Raw genomic sequence first — 23,954 nt, 5'->3', positions numbered from 1 at the left:
TTAAGTCAATGCCTATGCAGCCCCTAATAAAAACACTAACTGCTATACTTAAGTGCCTCTAAATATAGCAAATTTACCAGTAATAACTCATGTAGAAAACAATGTAAAAAAATAGGACACCTCGTATGAAAAGATTCTCCCTTGGCTCATCATTAGCAACAGCAACCCTGACAAGTGCGTTTGCTATTAGCATCCTTACTATGAGCGGCTGTGCCACTAAACCCACTTATCAAAACAATCAGTCAGGCCCTACTATCATCACCAATAGCCAAGGAGTGCCTAACTATTATGTGGTAAAACGTGGTGATACGGTCAGTCAAATAGCTGAGCGCTACCGCTTAAGCTACCGTCAAATCGGTGCTATGAATGGTCTCGATAGTAAATATACTATTTATAGCGGCCAGAGGCTCGTACTATGGCAAGGCAATCAAGCGGTAGCCAGTATCTATAACAACAATGCGAACAACAATAGCAATCGTCAGCCTGTCAATTCAGCGCCCGTTTATACTGCGCCAGTACAAAACCAAGCACCAGCAGCCCCTGCCTATGAAAACACGGCCAACTCCACCTCAGGCTATGATTATCCAAGTACCAACCAAGTAGTGCGCAACTTTGACGCCTCAGCAGGTAATATGGGCATGTGGTTTGCAGGTAAGGTTGGCGATCCAGTCGTAGCCAGCCAAGGCGGTACGGTGCTGTATTCTGGCAACGGTCTCTCAGAGTATGGCAACTTGATTATGATCCGCCATAGCGATAATTATATTACCGCTTATGCGCATAATACCCAGCTATTAGTCAAAGAGGGTGAGCAGGTTCAAAAAGGTCAGCGCGTCGCTACTATGGGCAGCAGCGGTCAGTCCAATCAAGTCGGCTTAGAGTTTCAAGTGCGTCTAAATGGCAATCCTATCGATCCAAGATCTGTACTGGGTCGTTAGTTGATAGTAGTATGATTTATGGTAAATGAGAGCTGGAATAACGAGCTTAGTATTGATAAAGATAAGGTAAAGTTATCATTACGCGTACAGCATTTAATAATAGCGTTACTATTATTCGCCATATTTTATACCTTAACCAATACCTATAGCGCCGCAGTTTTTGATCGTTATCCTGAGCGTATTCATAGCTTAGCGATAACTATCGATAGCACAATACCTTTTAAACCTGCCATGATAGTGCCTTATAGCTGGTCAATGATAGTATTCATTGCCAGCTTTTTTATGGTACGTACTGCACGCCAGCTATCCGTATTGAGCGCGCGTTTGATCGTCGCCACTTTATTGGCCTGCTTAGTCTTCTATTTAATCCCAGCGCGTTTTAGTTTTATTCGTCCATTAACGATGGATTGGACGGCCTTTGGCTATCAGTTTTTAAACGCGACCGATAAGCCCTTTAATCAGCTGCCATCCTTACATGTCACTTATGCGCTGCTACTTGGCGTGTCCTTGTGGAGCGTAGTTAATAAAAAGTATAGTCGATATAAGTGGCGATTAGTCATCTATCGTTTAGCACTATCCATAGTCTGTATTTTAATCATTGCCTCAACGGTATTTACTTATCAGCATCATCTGCTCGATATAGTAGGTGGGTTTGTGCTGGCTGGTATAGTGCTGCTTATCGTGCATAAATTACAAAGCGCCTTGGTACTTAAATATCTAACAGTTGGCATTGGCGGGTTTTTATTAATAGCTATCGCTAGTTTTTTTATAGACAAATATTTTGCTATTAAATATTTTAGCATAGCCTTTGCCTGCTATTGGCTGGCTAGTTTTATGCTGCTGTCATGGCTCTATCAAGCGAATAATATTGAAGTCAATCAACGTTATTTGCGTAAAAACAGCGTTGGCAAATTAACGCTAAGCACTTGGTTAGCTTTTGCACCTGTTTTATTAGCCTATAAAATAATGTCGCATTTAGGTCAGCTTTATTTTGCTAATAAACAAAGTGAAATGGTTAACAGTACCCTTTGGCATACGATTGATAACAAGGTGCTAGTCTCTGCAAGTGCCCGCTTATCATCAGCTAAATTTATCAATAGTTTTATGCCAATTAGCTATAGATCAATGAATGATAACAGGGAAGCTAGCCAGCTAATCGTGGTTGATGTAGCCGCAGAGATTAATAGTCATTTATCAAAGCTTAATACTGTTATAGATAAAGACCGTGTTCAGACCGTTAATACGCATTACTTATATCTGCCGTTACTAGATTTACAACCCTTTAGGCGAGCAGATGTGCCACTATTGATAGTGTTATTTAAGCAGTTACATCAGCTCATCTATCAGAACAAATTGAGGCAAGCATCTGCTAATCCTCAACCGACGCTGATTAACTTTCATTGTGTGATGGGGTTCTCACGCAGTATTGCGATGCAGGTTTTGTATTTAGTATATTGTGATAAGCTAAGCGTAAATACTTATAAAAATTGGATAAATCAGCACTATCCTAATGCGCACTTATCAGACATATATTTACCTAATGACGTGATTAAAGCTATGGCCAGTGCCAAAAACTTAGAATATTAACACCTAAACTATTAAAGCCTAAAATATTAAAACCTAAAATCGCAAGGCAGTAGTCAATAATGAGCGCAACCCTATTCGATACCCAAAATTATCAATACCCACAAAACTTTGCTGATATCAAGCCAAAGCTGGCACGTTTAGAGCAAGCTATTGAGAAGCTAGAGGCTAACCTAATTGATGCCGATGCTGATATGAATAAAAAGCTGCTTGAGCAGCGTTTAAGACATGATTTAGGCTTACAAGTCGATTACGCCAGCGAGCTAAACCCCAATCAATTATTAGCTGCGACTACCATTGACGGTAAGGTTTTAGTGATAGCTGGGGCAGGTTCGGGAAAGACCAAAACCTTGACTTATCGTACCAGCTATCTATTAGAGAACGGGATTGCGCCCAAGCAAATATTGCTACTGACCTTTACCCGTAAATCAGCTAACGAGATAAAAAGTCGCGCCAAGACTTTGCTGGCAAGTCGCTTGTCTGACGATGAGTTATCCGAAGATGTTCTACCGACGACTAAAACCTTAAATGATATTACTAGTGGCACTTTTCACTCATTCTGTAATAGACTACTGCGTCAGTACTCAGGTCTGCTAGGTATCAATCCGCGCTTTACCATCTTAGATACCGCTGATAGTGAAGATGCGATAGATCTGATATTTAAAGAAAAAAAGTACCCTGCGCAAACTAAAAAACAAGCATTCCCACGTAAAAAGACGCTGCAAAATATCTTCTCAACTTCTCGAAATCGCCGTATTCATATTCGTGAGCTGATTGAGACTAACTATCCCGATATCGCCATCCATATCCCTATTATTGAACAGTTAGCGCTTGATTTTCATACTTATAAGCGCGCTAATCACCTCTATGATTTTGACGACATTATTAGTCAAGTGGTCAGCCATTTAAAAACCAACAGTAAGTTTAGAGCGCTGCTACAAGAGAATTATCGCTACATCATGGTCGATGAATATCAAGATACGAATATTCCGCAAAAGCAGTTGATAGATCTTATTGCCGCGCCAGCTTCGGTGTCGCTCATGGTCGTCGGTGATGATAACCAAAGCATCTATGCCTTTCGCGGGGCTAATTATGAGAATATCTTACTGTTTGGTGAGACTTATCCAGAAGCACAATTGATTAAGCTGGAGCAAAATTATCGCAGCACGCCTGCGGTGCTCGACTATATCAATGGCTTATCGGAGCAGATTACGCTTGGCTATCAAAAGCAGCTGTACTCTAATATGGCGATAGCAGGGCAAAAGCCTATATTTAGCCGTCTAAGTGATGAGACCCGTGAGGCGAAATATATCGCCAATAAAATCGTTGAGCATAAGCCTGACTATGACTATAAAGACTTTGCAATACTCTGTCGTACCTCTTTTGGATCTAACTATGTGCAGCTAGAGCTGATGGAGCGCCATATTCCCTTTATCGTCGTTGGTGGTATTAAATTCGTTGAGAGACGGCATATAAAAGACGTCTTAGCTTTTGTCAAAATACTCTACAACCCAAATGACGCGATCGCTTGGCATCGAATTTTGACCCTGTTTCGTGGCGTCGGTGGAGTGACTGCTACTAAATTGACTCAAGCGATTAACACTGATAATAATTCATTTGAACCATTGCGAGCTAAAGCCTTTACCAAAAAAAGCGCTCAGCTTGAGCCTTTATATACGGTATTAACCAAAGCTAGCCAAGCAGAGTCCGTTGAAACCGTCATTGAGGATATTTTAGAATTCTATATTCCACTGCTAAAAACGATTGAGGAAAATTGGCGCGAGCGCTCCGAGGATTTTCGCGTACTCAAAAATTTAGCCAATGAGCATAATAGTCTCGATAATTTCTTAGAGAATTTAGCGCTTGATCCACCCAATGACTCAATCGCAGCAACCGATAATGTGAATAAGGATAGTGATGATAAGGATAAAGTCACGATCTCGACCATTCATAGCTCGAAAGGTCTTGAGTGGCCAGTGGTATTTGTCAATTCACTGGTCGATGGCATGACTCCGCATCATCGCTCTATCGATGACTTTGAGGAGTTGGAGGAAGAGCGTAAACTATTCTATGTGGCGTGTAGTCGTGCGAAAACTCGCCTGTATCTCACTGCGCCTGATTACTTTGCCAGTTATTCAGGGTACTTTGATAAGCCCTCACGATTTATCGCCGAGCTGTCTGCGGATAAGGTTGAGATAGAAATAGCTAAATTGCATAAAGAGAGTAGTGATCCTGTTTGGTGGTAGGAAATAGATATAATCATTAAACCCTAATGCCCAACCGTCTGCGAGAACACATTAATCACCACCACACCCAAGATAATCAGACCAATACCGATAATCGCTGGTATATCGATGCTTTGCTTGAATATAACCAGCCCAACAATAGCCGTCAGCACAATACCGATACCACCCCAAATCGCATAAGCGATACCTAAAGGGATTGTCCTTAAAGTCTGAGTCAAAAAGTAGAACGAGCAAACATACAGCACGGCTGTGAGTAGGGTAGGCACTAGACGAGTGAACTGCTCGGACTTGACCAAAAAGGTTGTACCAAGCACTTCAAAGATAATGGCCAGCATCAAAAAGCCGTAGCCAATTAGGACAGGGTTCATCAGGTGCTGCTCCCGCTATTTTTGCATCGTTTGAATAGCATATTCATAGCGCTGCATTATAAACCAAAAACATCACTCAAAAACCTCAAACTGTCAGCTCTATCGTGAGCTTATTGATCTGCCAACGATAGAGCTTGATTTGGTTTATGGTGCTTCAGTCGTACCATATTTCGTATTGAAATATAGTATAGCTGATGTCGGTTGAGTTGCGGTAGGCTGAGTCGCTGCCAAGTTGAATAGATTGGATTGGATCGTACCATTAGTATCATAAGCTACGGTTGGGCTAGCCACTGAAGTTGGCGTGAATAACGGCGTTGGCTGCTGGAATCTTGAGGTCACTGGAGAGGTTTGTAGCACATCACTAATGCGCACCTGCTGAAGACCGATATGACCGCGATTATAAGCTTGTATGCGATAAGCAATACAGTTACCTGGCTTGATATCACTGATAGGGTTGATGCTAAAGCCTACGGTTGGATCAGTGTTGTTAGTCACGCTTTGATAGTTCAAATTGTTATTACACTTATGGACGTACTGTGATTTTATCAGTACTAAGGCGGCGTTATCAGCTTGTACTTCACCAAAGTCTAAATTTCGAGAGCCATTACTCTCAGTCTTATAATTATAGACATTGTTGACTAAAGTAACCTCACGATTGTTAGACGTAGTATCTACGGTGTACGTCCATGAGCTTGGCTCGCTCTGAACGAGGCAAACCTTAGTCGAATTGGTAAGTGCGCTCGCTGGTACTATAAAGTTATATCTGCCTCTAGTGGCTTGAACGTCGGACACCAGTTGCGGATTGGATGAGGTGGTGGCGATGTCACTACCATTACAGTTAGTCAAACGTATTTGCAAGTTACTGTCATAGATACCAGATTCAGTAGCACTATCAAAAACACCGTTAAAGTAGCTGGCGTTATTTATAAAAGTAGACGATATGTTTTGTCTGTTATTACTACTCGCTGTGATACCACCGTTATCATTAAAGACGATACCTGAAAAGGTATAAGGCTTTAAGCTGTTAGTGATAGTACAAGTCCAGTTATCCCCATAAGTTAATTTTAAGTTTTGTGGATCTAACGTCGTTACTGTCGTACCGTCAGACTTTTTACATGAATATGCATCAGCATAACCTGCTATGTTTGTGGTTCCGGCTGTAGCTTCAGTTAATGTGTAAGTCTTAGTAGGATCGACTTTAAAGGTACCAGTAGTACCAGTTCCATTGGTGACGATATTACCTGCACCCGCTGTAGTAGTAGTGGTAATGCTATTAGTTACTACTGAGTTATTTGTATTATCTTTTATTTGAACGACAAACTCGTCAGTATCTGCCTTACGAGGATCTGCAAGTTCTTTTTTATAGACAAGTCGTGGTTGCGGTAGATAGCAGTAGCCGTCAAATTTAATATCCACAAGTTGATCACCTGGATCATTAAATTGTACTCCATCTCCATCATCATCAGCCTGATCATAATAATTCAAGTCAGGATTATTACCATAGGTGATATCTACTTTAACAACAGGCTGACTAAAAGCTACTGAAACTCTGCAATTATCATCTAAGCCACCACAACCAACGCTACTAGTCAAATTTGTTTGACGATAAGGTGCTGAGTTGCTTATGCCAGAACCCTTAGACTTTAAAATAGGATTGACAGTCACTCCTGTACTGGTAACACCTGTAATGGTTGCTTGATCAAAAAACTCAAAGTATCTATTACCAGCGCCGTCTCTTCCAACATAGCTTGAATCTATATCATATAAGCTTATACTTACATTATCGAGTGCTTGCGATTGATTATCAAATTTGTTCTTAAAAGTGTAAGAGGCAGTTCGTGTACTGGTTTTATTAGCAAAATCTTGAAAGAATCGAAAGATTTGAATTCCTTCAAGTGTCGAGGATTGATATACGTTTGTTCCACCGGTGTCCAAAGTGCCGTTAGTAACCAGAGTGTTAGAAGTAATCAGATAACTCTCGTTCTTTATGCCAATTGTATTCTGATTACTGTTAGGAGCAGGAGGTGAAATAACAGGTGCTAAATTAGTATAATCTGAGTTTGAAAATTCATCAGGAATATAACCAGCGGGACAGGTAACAGCAGCAAATGCTGAATGGCTAGTCAAACTTAGGCCTATTAGTGATAAAGCGCAAATGCTGAATCTAATTAGTGACTCAGATTCTAGGTATTTCCTGACTATCATTTCATAACCTCTTCGATGTTTTATTAAGTTAAAATATATCACTAACATAAGCATAGTGTATAAGAACAGTAAATGTCTATCAGTATAATTTGGCTCATAATTGATACATTCCCAGTTTGAACGACTTTATTGAACGTTTTAATCAAATCAAACCAAATATTGTTAGTTAAATATTGCAATAATTGCGCCAACTAATAGCCAATAAATATTAGAAATCATCATTTTTTATATAGGGTTACAGCTAGTTAAAAATACCTAGAATGCCTTTGTTAACCTAGGCGCGCTTTTATCTAAAAACAATTGTTAACTTAATAGATGAGCAATAGTATTAACCAAAACGATCAACAATAACTAACAGTATGGAGCAATAAAAATACTGTTAAATATGGGTTCCTTAATTGATAAGTTCGCGTTACTATCACTTCTGCATTTAGAGATGTGAATGGCTACTGTTAGCGATTATTTTATTATGATTAGCCGCGGTAGCATTGATCAGATTTTAATACCTAGTAGTACTTATTCTAAAAGGATATGTTATGCGTTATGACGTTATTGTTATCGGTGCCGGCATGGTCGGTACTTCTGCAGCTTGGCATTTACAAAAAAACAATTCAAAAGTTTTGATGCTCGATCGCAAATTACCAGGTCTTGAAACCTCTTACGGTAATGCAGGCTTGATTCAACGTGAGGCGATTCATACTCATCCTTTTCCGCGTCAGCTTACTGAATTGGTTAGAGTTATGCCCAATCAAGGCACTGATATCCGTTATCGTATACCAGCCATCTTGCGTTATCACCAAGCCTTACTAAAGTATTGGAAGTACTCAGCACCTGCTATGGTTAAGCAAATTGAAAGCGAGTGGCAAACGCTGATTGAGCATTGTACCAGTGAGCATCAGACGATGATTGAGGCTTCAGGTGCCGATGAGCTGATCACTCGTGATGGCTGGCTGCAATTACATCGCTCCAAAGAGACGCTCAAGATAGCTGCTGATACTGCGATACTTGATCGCGAGCAGGGTGTTGAGCATAAAGTACTGAGCTTAGACGAGCTTAAGACTATGGAGCCAAATGCAAACTTCGATGGCTTTGTCGGTGCTATTCATTGGTTGAATTCTTGGCAGGTGTCGAATCCAAGCTTACTGGTCAAAGCTTATGCCAAAAACTTTGAGCAGATGGGAGGGGAAATAAAAGAAACCAACGTTAAAGAGATTACTCCTGATTCGGATAACGATAACAATGGCTGGAGAGTCGTCACCGATAGCGAGACTTATTACTGTGATGATTTGGTAGTAGCCGCAGGACCTTGGTCGAATGAATTGATTAGACCGTTAGGTTATAATTTGCCATTATTCCCTATGCGTGGCTATCATCAGCACTTCAAAGTCAGTGCCAAAAATACGATTCATCATAGTATGTTCGACATGGACAAAGGCTTTGTGATGGGGCCGATGCAGCAAGGCATTCGTATCACAACAGGTGCTGAGATGACCACGATGGATGCACCAAAGAATTTTGGTCAGCTCAAGACCGTACTCAAGCTAGCGCGAAAAATATTACCATTAGACGAGGCGGTTGAGAGTGAAGCATGGGCAGGATCGCGCCCTTGTATGCCAGATATGAAGCCCGTTATTGGCCCTGCGCTCAAACATGATAAGTTATGGTTTGCCTTTGGTCACAGTCATCAAGGCTTTACACTTGGGCCGATTACGGGTCGTCTGGTTGAAGAGCTGATTCACGATAAGCCTACAACCGTAGATGTTGAACCTTTCAATGCGCAGCGTTTTTCTAAATAAATCTAGGGCGTGTTGAACATTCACAAGAAGGCACTGTCGAATGTTCAACACGCCCTAATAAACAATATAATTAGGATACATTATGATTAAAAAGTTACATAGCACTCAGCGTATGAGTAGAACGGTCATTCACAATCAGACCATTTATTTATGTGGTCAAGTGGGTAATGCAGAAGATGATATCAAAGCACAAACGCTCACTTGTCTTGAAAAAGTAGAGAGTCTATTGAACGAAGTTGGCAGCGATAAATCGAAGATGCTATCGGCTACGGTTTGGATTAAGAGTATGTCAGACTTTGCCGCGATGAATGAAGTGTGGGATAAGTGGTTTGAAGGCGTACAGCCACCTGCCCGCGCTTGTGGTGAGTCAGCACTGGCGCGTCCTGAGCTATTGGTAGAAGTAACGGTTATCGCTGCTGAGTAATGGCTTAAGTTTAATTAAGTAGGTCTGATTGCTTACTTTAATGGCATAGTTTTAGCAGGGTAAAATAAAAAGGACATCATAATGATTATGGTGTCCTTTTTTATGCCTGTACTTTTGCCTTCTCTTATAACATTAATTCAAAATCTGCTGACCCAATCGCATGCTAGCAGCGATATTTTTAGCCGTAGTTTCGATACTACTATAGGCATTATCTAAGATATTTTCCAAAGTATCTAGCTTTTGAATGCTTGGCATCACCACATCGAACTGACTATTGTTTTTTGGATCTAGATCATTCAGCCCTGAGCCATCTACACTGCCACAGATGGCGATAATAGGTTTGTTATTCTTTTTTGCAAGTTGACTGACACCGCTGGCAACTTTACCCATAGCGGTTTGCGCATCAAGTTTTCCTTCCCCTGTAATGACTAAGTCAGCATCCGCAATATGCTCAGCCAAATGCACGGTTTTGGCAACGGTGGCAAAGCCTGATTGCAGCTGCGCATCGCAAAATGTCATTAAAGCAAAACCAAGCCCGCCCGCTGCACCCGCGCCTGCTATATTTTGATAGTCTTTGTCATTATTAAAGTGCTGATTACAAACGATAGCAAAGTTATTTAAAGCATTATCAAGCATCACAACTTGTTCAGGATTTGCCCCTTTTTGCGGGCCAAAAATAGCGCTGGCACCCAATTCGCCGCATAATGGATTAGTCACGTCACAGGCGACTGTAAAAACCGTGTCTAAAACCTTTGGATTAAATTTTCTCTCGTCTATATGTTGCAGGCGAGCAAGTTGCAATCCGCCTTGTGCTAAAGAGTCACCATCGTAATCATAGAACATGATACCTAGTGCCATAAGCATGCCTAAACCTGCATCGTTAGTGCTACTGCCGCCAAGACCGATGATAATGCGTTTAGCGCCTTCATCTAGCGCATCTGCAATCATCTCACCGACCCCGAAGCTGCTAGTGCTCAAAGGGTTTCTCTCATTGACAGTTAGCAGATGCAAACCGCAAGCTTGAGCGATTTCTATCACTGCCGTAGCATCAGGTAATAGTAAATACTTTGCTATGATGGGTTGCATCATGGGGTCATGAACGCGTACTTCTTTCCAGCGTCCACCAAGCGCATAGGATAAGACAGCAGAGGTGCCTTCGCCGCCGTCCGCCATGGGTAATAAAGTATAATTAGCGTCAGGGAATACTTGAGTAAACCCTGACTTTATAGCGCGGCATACCTCAAGGGCGTTTAGGCTTTCTTTAAAGGAGTCAGGAGCGATTAGAATTTTCATAAATGACTCTATTGTTAGGTTAGTTTTCAAGGCTTAAGTTTATCAATCATAGCATTAAAATCGGTATAATCTGCTACCATAGCTCGCGCTTTTTTGATCTATACCATTTGTTTATTATTGGGATAATCCTTTGTCTACTTTTATTGCCCCCAAGATTATTAAATTGGCTAATGAGCCATTACAGCAGCAGCTACAACAGATCTTAGATAATAAAACTAAGCCACAAGGATCGCTTGGGCGATTAGAGACTTTGGCTATACAAATCGGTATGATTCAAGGAGTGATGACACCGAACATTGATCAGCCACAAATCCGCGTGTTCGCCGCAGATCACGGCTTGACCAAACACGGTACATCCGCGTATCCAAGCAGTGTGACCGCGCAAATGGTAGTGAACTTTTTGACAGGTGGTGCGGCTATTAATGTCTTAGCGCGTCAGCATAATATCGAGCTAAAAGTAGTCGATGCTGGGGTAGCGGTAGACTTTGCAAGCTTTAATATCGATCTTACGCAATTGCTCGACTATAAAGTGCGCATGGGTAGTCGTGATGCGCTAAGCGAGCCTGCGATGACGAATGCAGAATGTCAGCTTGCTTTAAATAACGGTATAGAGGTGGCCAAAACATTAACAGGTAACTTGTTAATCGTCGGTGAAATGGGCATTGGCAATACCTCAGCGGCAAGCTTGCTACTGGCTAGGCTTGGCAATTTGCCTATCGCTGAGTGTATCGGACGTGGTACGGGTCTAGATGATGCAGGAATGCAGCATAAAGAGCTTATTTTGACGCAAGTATTACAGCGTCATAGTGAGGCAAAATCACCTACAGAAACATTGGCGGCACTGGGCGGTCTGGAAATTGCCATGATGGCAGGTGCTTTAATACAAGCGGCTAGCGATAGGCGTGTGTTATTGATCGATGGCTTTATCGCCAGCGTAGCGCTATTGGTCGCGGAACGTCTTGCGCCAGGCGTTTTGCAATATGCCGTATTTGCGCACCATTCGGTCGAGCTAGGACACGCGCAATTGCTCAAATTACTAGGCGCTGAGCCATTACTCGATATGCAAATGCGCTTAGGCGAGGGTAGCGGCGCGGTATTAGCTTATCCACTATTACAATCGGCTTGTGCCATTATTAATGAGATGGCAAGCTTTAGTGATGCAGGTGTCAGTGAGAAAAACAACAGTGAGAAAAACAACTAATGTCATCGTTGTTTAAGCGTATACACTATGAAGCCCGCTTAGTACTAGTCGCTATTCAGTTTTTGACCCGTATACCCGTGCCCTCATTTGACCATTATGATCCGCAATGGCTGCATCAGAGTAGTCGGCACTTTCCAGCGGTTGGGTTATTGGTCGGCGTGCTGTGCGCGGTGGTGTTTTGGCTGGCAAGCTTGCTGTTTAGTCCGTTAGTGGCTGCGGTTGCCAGTACGGTCTTTAGTATTAAGTTAACCGGTGCGTTTCATGAAGATGGTCTTGCCGATACTTGCGATGGTCTCGGCGGTGGTCTGACTCGTGCGCGTACTTTGGAGATTATGAAGGACTCGCGGTTAGGGACTTACGGGGTTTTGGGCTTGGTTTCAGCGCTACTGTTAAAGATAACCCTACTCGCTACTATGCCTGTGCTGGTAGCGATAGCGGCATTAATTATCGCTCATAGTGCCTCGCGGCTTTTATGTATCAGTCTGATAGCGCTACTACCTTATGGCGGCGAGCTGGAACATGCCAAGGCCAAACCTATGGCGCAGCAGCTAACGCCGCAACAAGCATTATTTGCTAGTGGTTGGGTCATATTGGCTATTATTCTAGTGCTAGCCCTATTCCCTCAGATTATCCAGCTGATCAGTATTTGGCAAGTATTATTAGCGATTATGCTAGCCCTTATCGCTACAGACTATATGCGGCGCTTATTACGTAGGCGCTTAGGCGGCTATACTGGGGATGGATTGGGTGCGACACAGCAGCTTAGCGAAGTGGCTATTTATGCAGGGCTTGCAGTAACGCTACCTTTTTAGAAAAGTTTAAGGCTGACCATGACCTTGTATATTTGGCGACATCCCAAGCCAGCAGCTCAGGGCATTTGTCTTGGGCAGACCGATATGGCTGTCGATACGCGTAAGCTCAAACGCCTTGCTAATCAGATTCAGCGCTTCGTCCGTATGAATCAGTTGCCCAAAGTGATTTGGGTCAGTCCGCTACAGCGCTCACAAAAGGTTGGGCAACTTTTACAAAAACGAGGTTTTACCTGTCATATCGCCACTGAGCTATCTGAGCTAAATTTTGGCGCGTGGGATGGCCTGTATTGGACGCAAATACCGAAGCGAGAGATTGACGATTGGTGCGAGAGTTTTGCGACTTTTGCCCCTGACAATGGTGAGATGTTGCAGCAGTTATTTAATCGGGTTGAGGAGTGGTTGAAGGCGCGAGCATCAGAGAATAGCGCTATACTAGCCGTCGGTCATGCAGGCTGGATTAATGCGGCTAAGATGATCACTAATGGGCAAGAGGTACCGAGTTTAGCTATCGATTGGCCAAGGGCAGTCGCTTATAATGAGTTAAGTGTCTTTGATTTGTCAGGGGAATTACCAAAGGAATTATCAAAATCGTTTAGATAGATTGCATAAAACTAATATAATGTAGGGTGTATTCTATGCACCGATATCTAAATTACGTATGCTATAAATCAATGCTGTTCAACAGATTCTAATATTTATAAAACTTTAAATTCGGCGTGATTGGGCTTATAAAATGCACTCTATTTGGCTCAAATAATATTTTAAAAAAGGAAGGTTTATGATTAACACTAAGATATATAAAACTATTTACAAATTGGCAGAAGAGCTACTAGAAGCCGATCGAATAGGCGACCAAGTGGCCTTTGATAAATTTTACGAGGATCTGCAAGCGTTATGCATAGATAATGAAAATACTGATAAAGATCACCCTGAGCAGTGGGAGACGCTAGCGGATTTTACCGCAGATATGGATGAGGCACTGGTCAAATACGAAAAAGCTTTAGGTAAAGCAACAGCGATTAACTCAAAAGATCATTTATCGTCGATTGCGTTTTCTATGGCAGTACTTCAGCTTGAGATGGGTCAAAAAGACGCGGCTATCACTAGTCTACAAAATGCTAAAGTCAGCGCTAATAAAATTGAGGATCGTGAGTTTAAGGTAGAGATTGATGAGATGCTGGCAAGTTTGGTAGAAGAGTAGTTTTAGCGCGAACCGTTAAAAATGAACCCCCATCACATAACCATTTTAATATTAGGGTTAATCCACTCGCATTTTGTTGTGAAGTTGTTTAATATATTGCAATGAAAAACAAACGAACTTACATTTATGTGTTTGGTAATACTTTTCCTCCTAGCATAATGCTATAGAGATTTTATTTTAACAGGGAAGTCACTAGGAAATAATATGTCAACGAATCACGAAGATCGCGTACAACACGAAGGCTTACGTAACAAGATTATGTCAGCCGAGCAAGCCGCCTCATTTGTAAAAAATGGTATGACTCTTGGTATTGCAGGCTTTACTGGCGCAGGCTATCCAAAGTTTGTACCGACGGCTATCGCTAATATCGCTAAAGAAGCCCATGCCCGTGGTGAAGAATTCGGCATTGGTATGCTTACTGGTGCATCGACCGCTCAGGATTGTGATGGCGTATTGGCAGAGGCCAACTGTATCAACTTTCGCGCACCATTCCAGTCAGATCCTGCGCTGCGTAACGGTATTAATGCGGGTAACACGCATTATGTCGATATGCACTTATCACACTTTGAGCAGCAAGTAAGGTTTGGCTTTTATGGTGATATGGACATCGCTTTGATCGAAGCGACCGCTATCACACCAGAAGGCAAAATTATTCCTTCTATGGGTATCGGTACTAATAATCAGTGGCTTAAGACCGCCAAAAAAGTCATCATCGAGGTGAATGTACGCCAAAACATGCTGCTTGAGAACATGCATGATATCCCAACAGATATCGGTGAGCCGCCACATCGTCAGCCTATCCCTATCGTCGCGCCAGCCAATCGTATCGGCACGCCATATCTAGAGTGTGATCCTGATAAAATCATCGGTATCGTGATGACGGATGCGCCTGATCGAAACAGTAAGTTTGCCGATCCAGATGAGAAGTCCAAAACCATCGCCTCACAAATCATTGAGTTTTTGGATCATGAAGTCAAACAAGGCCGCCTACCGAAAAACTTACTACCACTACAATCTGGTGTGGGTAACGTAGCAAACGCGGTGCTAATGGGTCTACAAGATAGCCCATTTGATGACTTGATGGGTTATACCGAAGTATTACAAGACGGTATGCTAGATCTAGTATTAAGCGGTAAAATGATATCAGCATCAGCAACCGCGCTATCGTTTAGCCCTGATGCGCTACAGCGCTTCAATGACAATATTGAGTTCCTGCGTAATAAGCTGATTCTGCGTCCACAAGAGTATACCAATCATCCAGAGGTGATTCGTCGTCTAGGCATCATCGCTATGAATGCGATGATCGAAGCCGACATCTATGGTAACGTCAACTCAACCCATATCATGGGTACTAAGATGATGAATGGTATCGGTGGTTCAGGTGACTTTACACGTAACTCGCATTTCTCATTCTTTGTAAGCCCATCGACTGCCAAAGACGGTGCTATTTCTTCTATCGTGCCTATGGTATCGCATCATGACCATACTGAGCATGACGTTATGTTTATCGTCACTGAGCAAGGCTTTGCTGACTTGCGTGGTAAGTCACCGCGTCAACGTGCCAAGCTGATCATCGATAACTGCTCACATCCAGACTATCGTCCAATGCTACAAGATTACTATGCGCGCGCTGAAAAAGCGGGCTCACTACATACGCCGCACTTGTTAAATGAAGCCTTATCATGGCATCAGCGTTTTGTAGAGACAGGCGATATGCGTATTAAGTAAGTTTATTCGCTTTTCGTATATCAAAAAAACACCTCTTATCTAAATAGATGAGGGGTATTTTTTATGGTGGTGTTTTTTTGCTAATAGGGAGTATTATTTTTTTAAAGCTCATTGCTTATACATATTGATAAGTTAATAACTAATCCGTAGGCTGGCGTTTTTAGCCCAGCAAAAAATTAAATTCGGCAAAAAGTTTATTTAAGTCGTAGGGTGCTTTTTAAGCACCGTTTAACTCTAAATTCTGGTGCATAAAATGCACCCTACGCCTAGTACATATTTGCTTTTCGGATGTCATGCTTATTCGCCTCAGCAGCCTCAAGCTGTGAATATTGATCCTTGATTATTATTGGGCAAGATGATGTCTACAAAAGCTATAAAACTTACTTTCAGTTATGAAATGCTGGGCTAAAAGCGCCAGCCTACAACTCAGCACCTTCTACAAAGTCTACTCTTCAAACCCAGCCAGCATCTCATCAATACGCGTATCTTTGTCTTGCCATAGCTGTGCCACCCAGTCGAACATCTCTGCTTTGACGCTATCCTCATTCTCGTAACCGCCACTTTGAATAGCGCTCGATAAGCCGTTAGGTATCGCTATATAACGCACATCAACACCCAAGCGCTGAATATTGCCTTGCCATAGATCGCCGTAATTCGGTATGCCATCAGGATAGACAATCGTCATATCTAAGATACCATCGATATCTGAGCCTAAGGCACTGATCGCTAGTGCTAAGCCGCCTGCCCGTGGTTTTAGCAAGTGCTTATAAGGCGAGCGCTGCTTATCGCGCTTAGCTGAGGTAAAGCGCGTGCCTTCTAGATAGTTAAGCAAAGTAAAAGGTTTACCTTTAAGTAGGGCGCAGGCACGTTTGGCTTCGATGATGTCTTGACCTTTGAGATCTGGGTTTTTGGCGATTTTCTTTTTGGAGTGGCGACGCATCATCGGAAAGTCTAAAAAGTAAAAGGTCTGCCCGACGATAGGGATATAGATCAGCTCAAACTTGGTAAAAAACCGTGTTAACGGCAGCCGATCTTGGCTAATATACTGTACTACACTGGTATCGACCCACGATTGATGGTTGCATATCAATAGATATTTGCCATTGATATGCACATCATCAGGCAAGCTAATGCGCCAGTCCTTTTGCGGTAGTATGGTATCGATTAGGGCGTTATTACTATTGATCCAATGATTGGCGATTTTTATGACCGCTTTGTCTGCTATGGCAGCGCCCGTTACTATTTTGGTTGCGCCCATCAGCCACACAGGGATACTACCTGCAAAACTATTTCCTAAAATAACGCCAGTCGCAGTGGCAAGCGACAAGGCTTTACCGAGTCTTGGCGCGCGCTTATGTACTTTTTGAAACAGTGGGGCCAGTTGCATATTAGATCCTATCTATACCCTGTGTTGTTGGTTGTGATTATAATTACGATACGACTTGAGCAGAGTGATTTTAGCAGATATCCCTAGGCGTGTATAAAGTCGCGCGTGACTGGTGATGATACAGATTCAGCTGAGAGACGATAGCTCTTATCCAAAGTGCTAATGTGCGCTATAATCCCAAGCATTTGTGCTGTGACGGATTATGATGGATGACCGATTACTATTGATCATAAACTTTCGTCCTTTGCACTCATTTACAAAATCCATCGAGAATAACCTTAACTATCCAGAGGATAAACTCATTGAGTTAGCTAAAGCAGTTAAAAAGCTGGTAAACGATAAGGCTAAGTACACGGATTGGAACAAGCGCGATGATATTAAAACGGAGCTAGAGTTTGATCTGATGATATTGCTCGATGAGTGGTGCTATCCACCTGTGGACTCAAAAGAGGTCTACAAAGAGATATTTAAGCAAGCGGAGAACTCTAAGAAGCATCGGGTGGTGTAAATTGTTATCTCAATATTAGCTGGTGAAATTTATACTTGGCTTGCGTTCATAATACTAGTAGGACTGATGTTCTTAAGTGGTTATTTTTGGCATCATAAACTATTACGCTATGCGCTACCTATTATTCCTACGACTTTTGTCATGGTGATTGCCGCGATAAATTCTTTAACAGTGAGCGCTGCTGATATAGTATTGGGCAGCGCGTTTTTTTATGCATTTTTCTTATATTTTGGTCGAGCATTTTACAAGAGTGAGATAAGGTTATAACGGTCAAAACAATTTGGTAAAAAACACAGGTTTTGAATGAAGTGTTTTATTTGTAGTTGGAAAAACTATACGTTGACAGGCGTTCAATACTATTGAGCTATAAGTAGAGCAGAATAATATTAATATATAAAATTTCAACTTTAAATAAATTTATTTTAGGAGCATTGTGTGGAAACGATAGGAATGATTTTTCTGTTCATTGGCATGATTATCGCTTTTATCTACAGCGTCAAGCTGATTATCATTGCCTTTAGTGAGTCAGTGTTATGGGGTTTATTATATTTGTTCCTACCATTCGCTAATCTGTATTTTATTATCACCCGCTGGGCGCAGTGCAAAGACCCTGTTATAAAAGCGCTACTTTGTATTCCATTCATTATTATAGGGGTGCTGTTGATGCCTTTGACGGTCGAGTATTAGCCACTGCTATAATAAATAGCCCCATAAAAGCTCAGGAACTACTGAATAGTGGCATGATAGCGGATATCACTGATAAATAATGCTAGACTAAATTAGCATCCTAGTATCAATATAAGTAAGTATAAATATAAACTTCATTAAATTTTAAGGAGAGCAGTCATGACTATAGAGCAGCACATTTTAGCCTGTATCGATGGTTCAGCAGTGACTGAGTCTGTCTGTGGCTACGCGTCTTGGTATGCCGAACGCTTAAATATGCCCGTGGCTTTATTGAATGTCATTGAGGTTCCAGCGTCTACGAGGCGCGATTTGTCAGGCTCGATAGGGGTAGATAGTCGGCAAATACTATTACAAGAACTATCGCAGATTGATGAGCACCGCGCCAAGATTGCTAATAGTTATAGCAATGCCTTAGTAGAAGATGCCAAGAGCCATATTAAAGAAAACTTTGCTGTAGACGTTAATGTTTATCAGCGCCGTAGTAAGCTGCTACCCGCCATCGAACACTTCAAATCAAAAAACCGCGCTATTATCATGGGAAGGCGTGGTGAAGATCACAAAGATAGCCGTATCAATATCGGTAGCCAAATCGAAACCGTCGCCCGTGCCTCGAGTGTGCCTATCTTGATTTGCTCAGAAGCGTTCACCACGCCTAACTCCTATATGATAGCCTTTGATGCTAGCAAGACCTCTATAAGAGCTATTGAGCTGGTGGCTAGAAGTCAGGTGCTAAAAGGTATGTCCGGTCATATCGTGATGATAGGTAATAATGATGATAGCTCAAAAAACCATTTAGCCGCGGCCGCCGCAAAGCTGATGGATGCAGGGTTTATGGTCACATCACATCACTTGCCACAAACGGATGCGGTTAATGGTTTATTAACTTTTCAGGCTGAGCATAACATCGATATTATGGTGATTGGTGCTTATGGTCGCTCGAAATGGCAGCAGCTGTTCCTAGGTAGTACGACGACTGAGATTATCGCTAGCACCTCGTCGCCTGTGATCTTGGTGCGTTAAAGCGAGCTTGTGTCATTCCAAGCGCTATCTTAAAAGCTGTTAGCTATTTAAAAGCCAGTAGCTATTTGAAAACACTATGTTAAGCGGGAGAAAGTCATTGCGCGCGGTTCCTTATAAGTCTATCGTTATCATAGGGTTGGTTATAGTTATCGCTGCTTTTTTGACTTTTCGCTGGTGGCAAGGACCGCTATTACCGAGCTATACCATATCTTCGATGCCCTTGGTACAAACCGTAGTCGCGACCGGTCGAGTCGTCGCCGTATCACGTACTGAGATTGGTAGCGAAGTGGCCGGTGTAGTCGTAGAGCGACTAGTGCAAGAGGGCGAGCAAGTAGCGGTAGGTGATCTATTACTATCCCTGAGCTCCGATGAGGTTGCCGCTCAAGTAAGTCAAGCGCAGGCACAGCTTGCACAGCTGACAAGTAGCACCCGTCCACAGGCAACGGTAGATCTGGCCAATGCCCAAGTGGCGCTAGCGCAAGCGAGCCGTAATGTCGAGCGTAGGCGTGATCTAGCAGCGATATCAGCTATCTCTGACGAAGAGATGGAGCAGGCGATTCAAGCGCAAGCACAAACCCGTAATGATCTCGAAAACGCTCGCCTAAGAGCAAATGCATTATCCGCTGGCGGTGTCGAAGAGGACTTATTACGCGCGCGCATTGCAGCTTTGCAGGCGCAATTGGATAAGACCCAAGTCCGTAGCAAAGTATCAGGCACTATTCTTAGCCGTACTGTCGAGATAGGTGATTTGGTACAGCCAGGTCAAGGCCTGTTTACGATCGCTCTCGATGGCAATACTGAGATACGAGTACCGCTGGATGAGCGCAATCTATCGCGATTGGCCGTGCAGCAAGAGGCGATTGCTATTGCTGATGCTTATCCTGATGAGGCGTTTCCCGTACGTATCAGCTTTATTGCACCAAGCATAGATCCGCAGCGCGGAACGGTCGAAGTCAGATTGGCCGTCGATCCTGTCCCTGATTTTTTGCGTCAAGATATGACCGTTTCAGTCAACATTGAGACCGATCGACGCCTCAAGGCATTGGTCGTTCCTAATGATGCGCTAGCTAACGTTAGAGGGGATAATGCCGAGGTCTGGTTGTTGCGTGAGGGTCGAGTACAACGCCAGCCAGTGACATTAGGACTACGCGGGTTAGCAGCATCAGAGGTACTCTCAGGTTTGAGTGCTGGCGATGAGATACTGGTTGATGCAACGCTTGCATTAGATAATGGCGCACGAGTTAGAACCACCCAACAATCAGCGTCTTTTGCTAATACTGATGAGCAGATAACAACGACGACAAGCGTTGAAAATCAAGCAGCGGGGACAGTCAATTGACAGCCCTTTTTGGTAGGCTTTGGATTGAAGCTACTATTGCCATTAGTTTTTTACGTGAAGGGCGCGTACAGTCGCTAATGATTACTCTAGGAGTTGCGATAGGGGTTGCAGTGATTATATTCATCACCGCACTAATCCAAGGGTTACAGACTAACCTTATCGATAGTACGCTTGGTAGTCAGGCTCATATTCGCTTAGTATCGCCAGATGAAGTCAATCTAATAGTGCCGCCTCATGATGACACGCTACAGTTAATACAAGAGGACAGACGTCCACAGCGTTTGCGATCCATTAATAACTGGCAGCAGATCACAGATACCTTAGATCAGCTACCGCTACTAACCGCTGTATCGCCAAACGTATCTGGGCCTGGGTTTGTTCGACGTGGTGAGGCATTAGAGTCAGTAATATTGGTCGGTACTGATCTGGCACGTTATCAACAAATCATCCCGCTTGATGAGTATTTAGTGAGTGGCGAGCTACGCGTAGGTGCGGACAATGTACTAATCGGTAGTGAGCTGGCCAAAAATTTAGGTGTACAAGTCGGCAGTAAGTTGCGCTTAGATACTGCTCAAGACAGCAGTAATAGTAGCACTATAAATATTGGTGCTGGCAACAACGCCAATGGCGTTAATAGCAACAACGACAGTGCCGTGGTCAATATTGCCGGTATCTTTGAGCTGGGTGTACGAGAGCTGGATGCTCGTTACGTTTATTTAGACTTAAAGCAAGCGCAGTCTCTGCTCAGTCTGCCAGGTGGTATCACTGTCATTGATTTAACCGTCGAAGATATTTTTGATGCAGAGGAGATCGCCGCGCAAGTGGGGCGCTTGACCTCCTTACAGGCGGAGAGCTGGATTGAGACTAATGCTCAGCTGTTGCGTGGTCTCACTGCGCAAAGTTTATCGAGTAATATGATCGTAATTTTTGTAGCGATCTCAGGCGCTTTTGGCATCGCCAGTGTATTATCAGTCAGTGTCGTACAGCGCACGCGCGAGATCGGTATCTTGCGAGCTATGGGCGCAACCCGTCAGCAAATCCTGCGAGTATTCTTAGTTCAAGGCGCTATATACGGCCTATTAGGCTCGATTGTCGGTAGTGGCGTCAGCTATATATTAGTCTGGTCGTTCAATACCTTTGGGCCCAGTATATTTACGATTCCAATATCTATAAATTTGATCTCAATAACTATGCTGCTAGCAACGCTAACGGGGATTATAGCAGCGGCTATCCCAGCCCAGCGCGCCGCAGCCCTTGATCCAGTGGTGGCCATTCGCTATGTCTAATCCTGACTCTAGCCATACTCTTACCGATACTTTGGATAATGCCGACCAGTCTCTGGCTAAGCCGTCAACGTCTAACCTCAATCACTCTCATGAAGTTTTGCGTTTAGAGGCTCTAAAAAAGTCCTATAACATCGGACAACCCAATGAGATTGAAGTGCTGCACGGTATCGATCTGACGATTAGTAACGACGACTTTGCCGCATTAATCGGCCCTTCAGGATCTGGCAAAAGCACCTTGTTAAATGTGTTAGGTTTATTGGATCAGCCGACCAGCGGTGAGCTGTATCTACTGGGTCAAGCCACCAGCGCTATGGATGATGCTGGCCGCACCGCTTTGCGTGGCAATAGCATTGGCTTTGTGTTTCAGTTCCATCATCTGATCCAAGCCTTTAGCGCTTTGGATAATATCCTGATGCCGCTCACCTTGACGCAAGGTCGTCCAGATAAGTCAGCTATCCAAAAAGCGAGAGAGTTATTGGCAGCGGTTGGTCTAGAGCGCTTTGCTGACAGTAAGCCTAACGAGCTCTCAGGTGGACAACAGCAGCGTGTGGCTATTGCACGAGCCTTGATCACTGAGCCGGCCTTATTGCTGGCTGATGAACCTACGGGTAATCTGGATACGGTCACGGCAGGGGAGGTGTTTGAGCTGTTTCGTAAGGTCAATCGTGAGCGTGATTGCGCAGTATTGCTAGTCACTCACGATCCGCGCCTATCAGCGTCCTGTGATCGTACTATCAATCTAGTGGATGGACGTATTGAGAGTGATTCGCTTAATAGTTAATATTATTTTATTAATAAATCCTTAAGCTAAACAGCTATCCGCGAAAACTTGTCTTGATACTCTTTTGGCGTCAGCTCTGTTGCGCGCTTAAAGAGCCGCGTAAAAGAAGAGATATCGCTATAACCCACTTGATCTGCTAACGATTTGATACTGACGTCTCTCGACTCTAATAAACGTTTGGCCTGCTCAATTCTGACTGCTTGAATGTACTCAATCGGTCGCAAATTTAGCGCCGATTGAAATCGTCGATTTAGAGTACGTGGCGTAATATTAACTTGAGTGGCAAGCGCACTTACTGATAGCGCTTGCTCAAAATTATTCTCAATATAATCCTGTACCTTTTTAACCAACTGATCGCTGTGAGGCTTATACAAGGTCACATTAGTATAACTGTTCTGATTACCTCTTTTACTATCGATAATCTGGGTCTTTGCCACTTGCGTTGAGATCTCACGCCCGCAATAGCGCTCTATCAATAGCAGCGCTAAATCATAAAAAGCGCTGCCTCCTGCCGCACAAAATATATTATCCGATTGGGTGACGAACTGGTTTTGTTGCAAGTCAACTTGTGGATAATCGCGCTTAAACTTATCAGCATAGCCCCAATGAGTGGTTGCGGCGCGTCCGTCGAGCAATCCTGCTTTGGCCAACCAAAAAGCTCCGCTACAGTTACTGGCGACATCCGCTTTGGTATTAGCCAAGCGAATAATATGAGGTATCAATAACTGATTGTGCAACAGCACTTTATCGATAGAATCACCAATAGTCGGTATCAATAATAAGTCACACTCTATAACTTCGTTGATATCGCAATGGGCTTGCAGACTCAGGCGATTGCTACAGCGAATATCGACGCCGCCAAGGCTCGCAATCTGTACCTTAAATCTTGGCGTAACCTCTTGATCCAAAAAACGCTGCCAGCTAACCCCCGTGAATGAAAACAAGTCTAAAGCGCCTGCCAACACGCTACCGAGTACACCATCAAACCCAAGAACGATAACCTTGTAAGGCTCTGCCTGTGACATTGGATTTCCTTTATTTACTAATTATTGTCCTATTTGACCTTAATTATGTCATAAATGACAATACGGTAAGTCGCTAAATTAGCTTACTATTGATAAATACTAATTTTAATGCCTTTAATTTTTATCAC

21 protein-coding genes are annotated in these 23,954 nt (G+C 43.1%); 16 read left to right on the top strand and 5 right to left on the bottom strand.

The window, feature by feature from the left end:
• Positions 1–125: 125 nt before the first annotated feature.
• From ACR63T_RS08295 to ACR63T_RS08285, 3 genes are read left to right on the top strand one after another with little or no spacing between them, the layout of a single operon-like run.
• The gene (locus ACR63T_RS08295) at positions 126–935 is read left to right on the top strand and encodes a LysM peptidoglycan-binding domain-containing M23 family metallopeptidase (RefSeq protein ID WP_201569376.1); all 810 of its coding nucleotides are present in this window, start codon (positions 126–128) and stop codon (positions 933–935) included.
• Between the two features lie 18 nt (positions 936–953).
• Positions 954–2,522, top strand: coding sequence for a phosphatase PAP2 family protein (locus ACR63T_RS08290; protein WP_472783668.1), 1,569 nt, complete (start codon positions 954–956; stop codon positions 2,520–2,522).
• Between the two features lie 59 nt (positions 2,523–2,581).
• Positions 2,582–4,765 carry an ATP-dependent helicase gene (locus tag ACR63T_RS08285; RefSeq protein WP_472783667.1) on the top strand — a complete coding sequence of 728 codons (2,184 nt, stop codon included), beginning with the start codon at positions 2,582–2,584 and terminating at the stop codon, positions 4,763–4,765.
• A gap of 23 nt (positions 4,766–4,788) precedes the next feature.
• Here ACR63T_RS08285 and ACR63T_RS08280 read toward each other — a convergent pair whose 3' ends face one another.
• Positions 4,789–5,133 (bottom strand): DMT family transporter, encoded by a 345-nt coding sequence (locus tag ACR63T_RS08280; protein WP_472783666.1) that lies wholly within the window; start codon positions 5,131–5,133, stop codon positions 4,789–4,791.
• A gap of 144 nt (positions 5,134–5,277) precedes the next feature.
• Positions 5,278–7,260, bottom strand: coding sequence for a hypothetical protein (locus ACR63T_RS08275; RefSeq protein ID WP_472783665.1), 1,983 nt, complete (start codon positions 7,258–7,260; stop codon positions 5,278–5,280).
• 614 nt (positions 7,261–7,874) lie between these two features.
• On the opposite strand from ACR63T_RS08275, the gene ACR63T_RS08270 reads away from it, so the two are divergent.
• Together ACR63T_RS08270 and ACR63T_RS08265 are read left to right on the top strand one after the other, a co-directional pair.
• A complete protein-coding gene (locus tag ACR63T_RS08270; protein ID WP_472783664.1) occupies positions 7,875–9,134 on the top strand; it encodes an NAD(P)/FAD-dependent oxidoreductase in 1,260 nt (419 codons plus the stop codon).
• 85 nt (positions 9,135–9,219) lie between these two features.
• Positions 9,220–9,558 carry a RidA family protein gene (locus ACR63T_RS08265; RefSeq protein ID WP_201573524.1) on the top strand — a complete coding sequence of 113 codons (339 nt, stop codon included), beginning with the start codon at positions 9,220–9,222 and terminating at the stop codon, positions 9,556–9,558.
• A 132-nt stretch (positions 9,559–9,690) separates the two neighbouring features.
• Here the strand turns inward: ACR63T_RS08265 and ACR63T_RS08260 are convergent, their stop codons facing one another.
• Complete coding sequence (locus ACR63T_RS08260) at positions 9,691–10,851, bottom strand: glycerate kinase (protein ID WP_472783663.1); 1,161 nt, start codon at positions 10,849–10,851, stop codon at positions 9,691–9,693.
• A 130-nt stretch (positions 10,852–10,981) separates the two neighbouring features.
• Between ACR63T_RS08260 and cobT the strand changes: the two genes are divergently transcribed.
• From cobT to ACR63T_RS08235, 5 genes are all read left to right on the top strand, one after another.
• Positions 10,982–12,052, top strand: coding sequence for a nicotinate-nucleotide--dimethylbenzimidazole phosphoribosyltransferase (cobT, locus tag ACR63T_RS08255; RefSeq protein WP_305898398.1), 1,071 nt, complete (start codon positions 10,982–10,984; stop codon positions 12,050–12,052).
• Positions 12,052–12,864, top strand: a complete 813-nt coding sequence (gene cobS / locus ACR63T_RS08250) for an adenosylcobinamide-GDP ribazoletransferase (RefSeq protein WP_472783662.1) — start codon at positions 12,052–12,054, stop codon at positions 12,862–12,864. The genes cobT and cobS overlap by 1 nt, the downstream gene beginning before the upstream one ends.
• An 18-nt stretch (positions 12,865–12,882) precedes the next feature.
• Complete coding sequence (locus ACR63T_RS08245; protein ID WP_472783661.1) at positions 12,883–13,464, top strand: histidine phosphatase family protein; 582 nt, start codon at positions 12,883–12,885, stop codon at positions 13,462–13,464.
• A 178-nt stretch (positions 13,465–13,642) separates the two neighbouring features.
• Positions 13,643–14,065, top strand: a complete 423-nt coding sequence (locus tag ACR63T_RS08240; RefSeq protein WP_472783660.1) for a tetratricopeptide repeat protein — start codon at positions 13,643–13,645, stop codon at positions 14,063–14,065.
• Between the two features lie 204 nt (positions 14,066–14,269).
• Positions 14,270–15,793, top strand: a complete 1,524-nt coding sequence (locus tag ACR63T_RS08235) for an acetyl-CoA hydrolase/transferase family protein (RefSeq protein WP_305898395.1) — start codon at positions 14,270–14,272, stop codon at positions 15,791–15,793.
• A gap of 445 nt (positions 15,794–16,238) precedes the next feature.
• Here ACR63T_RS08235 and ACR63T_RS08230 read toward each other — a convergent pair whose 3' ends face one another.
• Positions 16,239–17,180 carry an acyltransferase gene (locus ACR63T_RS08230; protein WP_472783659.1) on the bottom strand — a complete coding sequence of 314 codons (942 nt, stop codon included), beginning with the start codon at positions 17,178–17,180 and terminating at the stop codon, positions 16,239–16,241.
• A gap of 202 nt (positions 17,181–17,382) precedes the next feature.
• On the opposite strand from ACR63T_RS08230, the gene ACR63T_RS08225 reads away from it, so the two are divergent.
• From ACR63T_RS08225 to ACR63T_RS08200, 6 genes are all read left to right on the top strand, one after another.
• A complete protein-coding gene (locus tag ACR63T_RS08225) occupies positions 17,383–17,688 on the top strand; it encodes a type I restriction enzyme endonuclease domain-containing protein (protein ID WP_305898393.1) in 306 nt (101 codons plus the stop codon).
• Between the two features lie 435 nt (positions 17,689–18,123).
• Positions 18,124–18,375, top strand: a complete 252-nt coding sequence (locus tag ACR63T_RS08220; protein WP_305898392.1) for a hypothetical protein — start codon at positions 18,124–18,126, stop codon at positions 18,373–18,375.
• Between the two features lie 159 nt (positions 18,376–18,534).
• Positions 18,535–19,395: a universal stress protein gene (locus ACR63T_RS08215; RefSeq protein ID WP_201569347.1), complete on the top strand. Its 861-nt coding sequence runs from the start codon at positions 18,535–18,537 to the stop codon at positions 19,393–19,395.
• A gap of 97 nt (positions 19,396–19,492) precedes the next feature.
• Entirely contained in the window at positions 19,493–20,734 is a 1,242-nt protein-coding gene (locus ACR63T_RS08210) for an efflux RND transporter periplasmic adaptor subunit (protein ID WP_472785259.1), read from the top strand.
• A complete protein-coding gene (locus ACR63T_RS08205) occupies positions 20,731–22,020 on the top strand; it encodes an ABC transporter permease (protein WP_227680215.1) in 1,290 nt (429 codons plus the stop codon). The genes ACR63T_RS08210 and ACR63T_RS08205 overlap by 4 nt, the downstream gene beginning before the upstream one ends.
• Positions 22,013–22,801 (top strand): ABC transporter ATP-binding protein, encoded by a 789-nt coding sequence (locus tag ACR63T_RS08200; RefSeq protein ID WP_305898390.1) that lies wholly within the window; start codon positions 22,013–22,015, stop codon positions 22,799–22,801. The genes ACR63T_RS08205 and ACR63T_RS08200 overlap by 8 nt, the downstream gene beginning before the upstream one ends.
• Before the next feature lie 26 nt (positions 22,802–22,827).
• On the opposite strand, the gene ACR63T_RS08195 is transcribed toward ACR63T_RS08200, so the two are convergent.
• Complete coding sequence (locus tag ACR63T_RS08195) at positions 22,828–23,826, bottom strand: GlxA family transcriptional regulator (RefSeq protein WP_472783658.1); 999 nt, start codon at positions 23,824–23,826, stop codon at positions 22,828–22,830.
• Between the last annotated feature and the right edge of the window lie 128 nt (positions 23,827–23,954).

It is taken from the genome of Psychrobacter sp. M17(2026) (assembly GCF_055699815.1).
Note: the sequence above shows the minus strand (reverse complement) of the source record. Positions and strands in the feature narration are given on the sequence as shown.

What these genes read in the sequence shown, in the direction of transcription:
- ACR63T_RS08290 (WP_472783668.1), top strand. Translation starts at nt 954, where the DNA reads ATGGTAAATGAGAGCTGGAATAACGAGCTTAGTATTGATAAAGATAAG.
- ACR63T_RS08280 (WP_472783666.1), bottom strand. Translation starts at nt 5,133, where the DNA reads ATGAACCCTGTCCTAATTGGCTACGGCTTTTTGATGCTGGCCATTATC.
- ACR63T_RS08215 (WP_201569347.1), top strand. Translation starts at nt 18,535, where the DNA reads ATGACTATAGAGCAGCACATTTTAGCCTGTATCGATGGTTCAGCAGTG.
- cobS (WP_472783662.1), top strand. Translation starts at nt 12,052, where the DNA reads ATGTCATCGTTGTTTAAGCGTATACACTATGAAGCCCGCTTAGTACTA.
- ACR63T_RS08225 (WP_305898393.1), top strand. Translation starts at nt 17,383, where the DNA reads ATGATGGATGACCGATTACTATTGATCATAAACTTTCGTCCTTTGCAC.
- ACR63T_RS08285 (WP_472783667.1), top strand. Translation starts at nt 2,582, where the DNA reads ATGAGCGCAACCCTATTCGATACCCAAAATTATCAATACCCACAAAAC.
- ACR63T_RS08260 (WP_472783663.1), bottom strand. Translation starts at nt 10,851, where the DNA reads ATGAAAATTCTAATCGCTCCTGACTCCTTTAAAGAAAGCCTAAACGCC.
- ACR63T_RS08295 (WP_201569376.1), top strand. Translation starts at nt 126, where the DNA reads ATGAAAAGATTCTCCCTTGGCTCATCATTAGCAACAGCAACCCTGACA.
- ACR63T_RS08200 (WP_305898390.1), top strand. Translation starts at nt 22,013, where the DNA reads ATGTCTAATCCTGACTCTAGCCATACTCTTACCGATACTTTGGATAAT.
- ACR63T_RS08240 (WP_472783660.1), top strand. Translation starts at nt 13,643, where the DNA reads ATGATTAACACTAAGATATATAAAACTATTTACAAATTGGCAGAAGAG.
- ACR63T_RS08230 (WP_472783659.1), bottom strand. Translation starts at nt 17,180, where the DNA reads ATGCAACTGGCCCCACTGTTTCAAAAAGTACATAAGCGCGCGCCAAGA.
- ACR63T_RS08195 (WP_472783658.1), bottom strand. Translation starts at nt 23,826, where the DNA reads ATGTCACAGGCAGAGCCTTACAAGGTTATCGTTCTTGGGTTTGATGGT.
- ACR63T_RS08270 (WP_472783664.1), top strand. Translation starts at nt 7,875, where the DNA reads ATGCGTTATGACGTTATTGTTATCGGTGCCGGCATGGTCGGTACTTCT.
- ACR63T_RS08235 (WP_305898395.1), top strand. Translation starts at nt 14,270, where the DNA reads ATGTCAACGAATCACGAAGATCGCGTACAACACGAAGGCTTACGTAAC.
- ACR63T_RS08245 (WP_472783661.1), top strand. Translation starts at nt 12,883, where the DNA reads ATGACCTTGTATATTTGGCGACATCCCAAGCCAGCAGCTCAGGGCATT.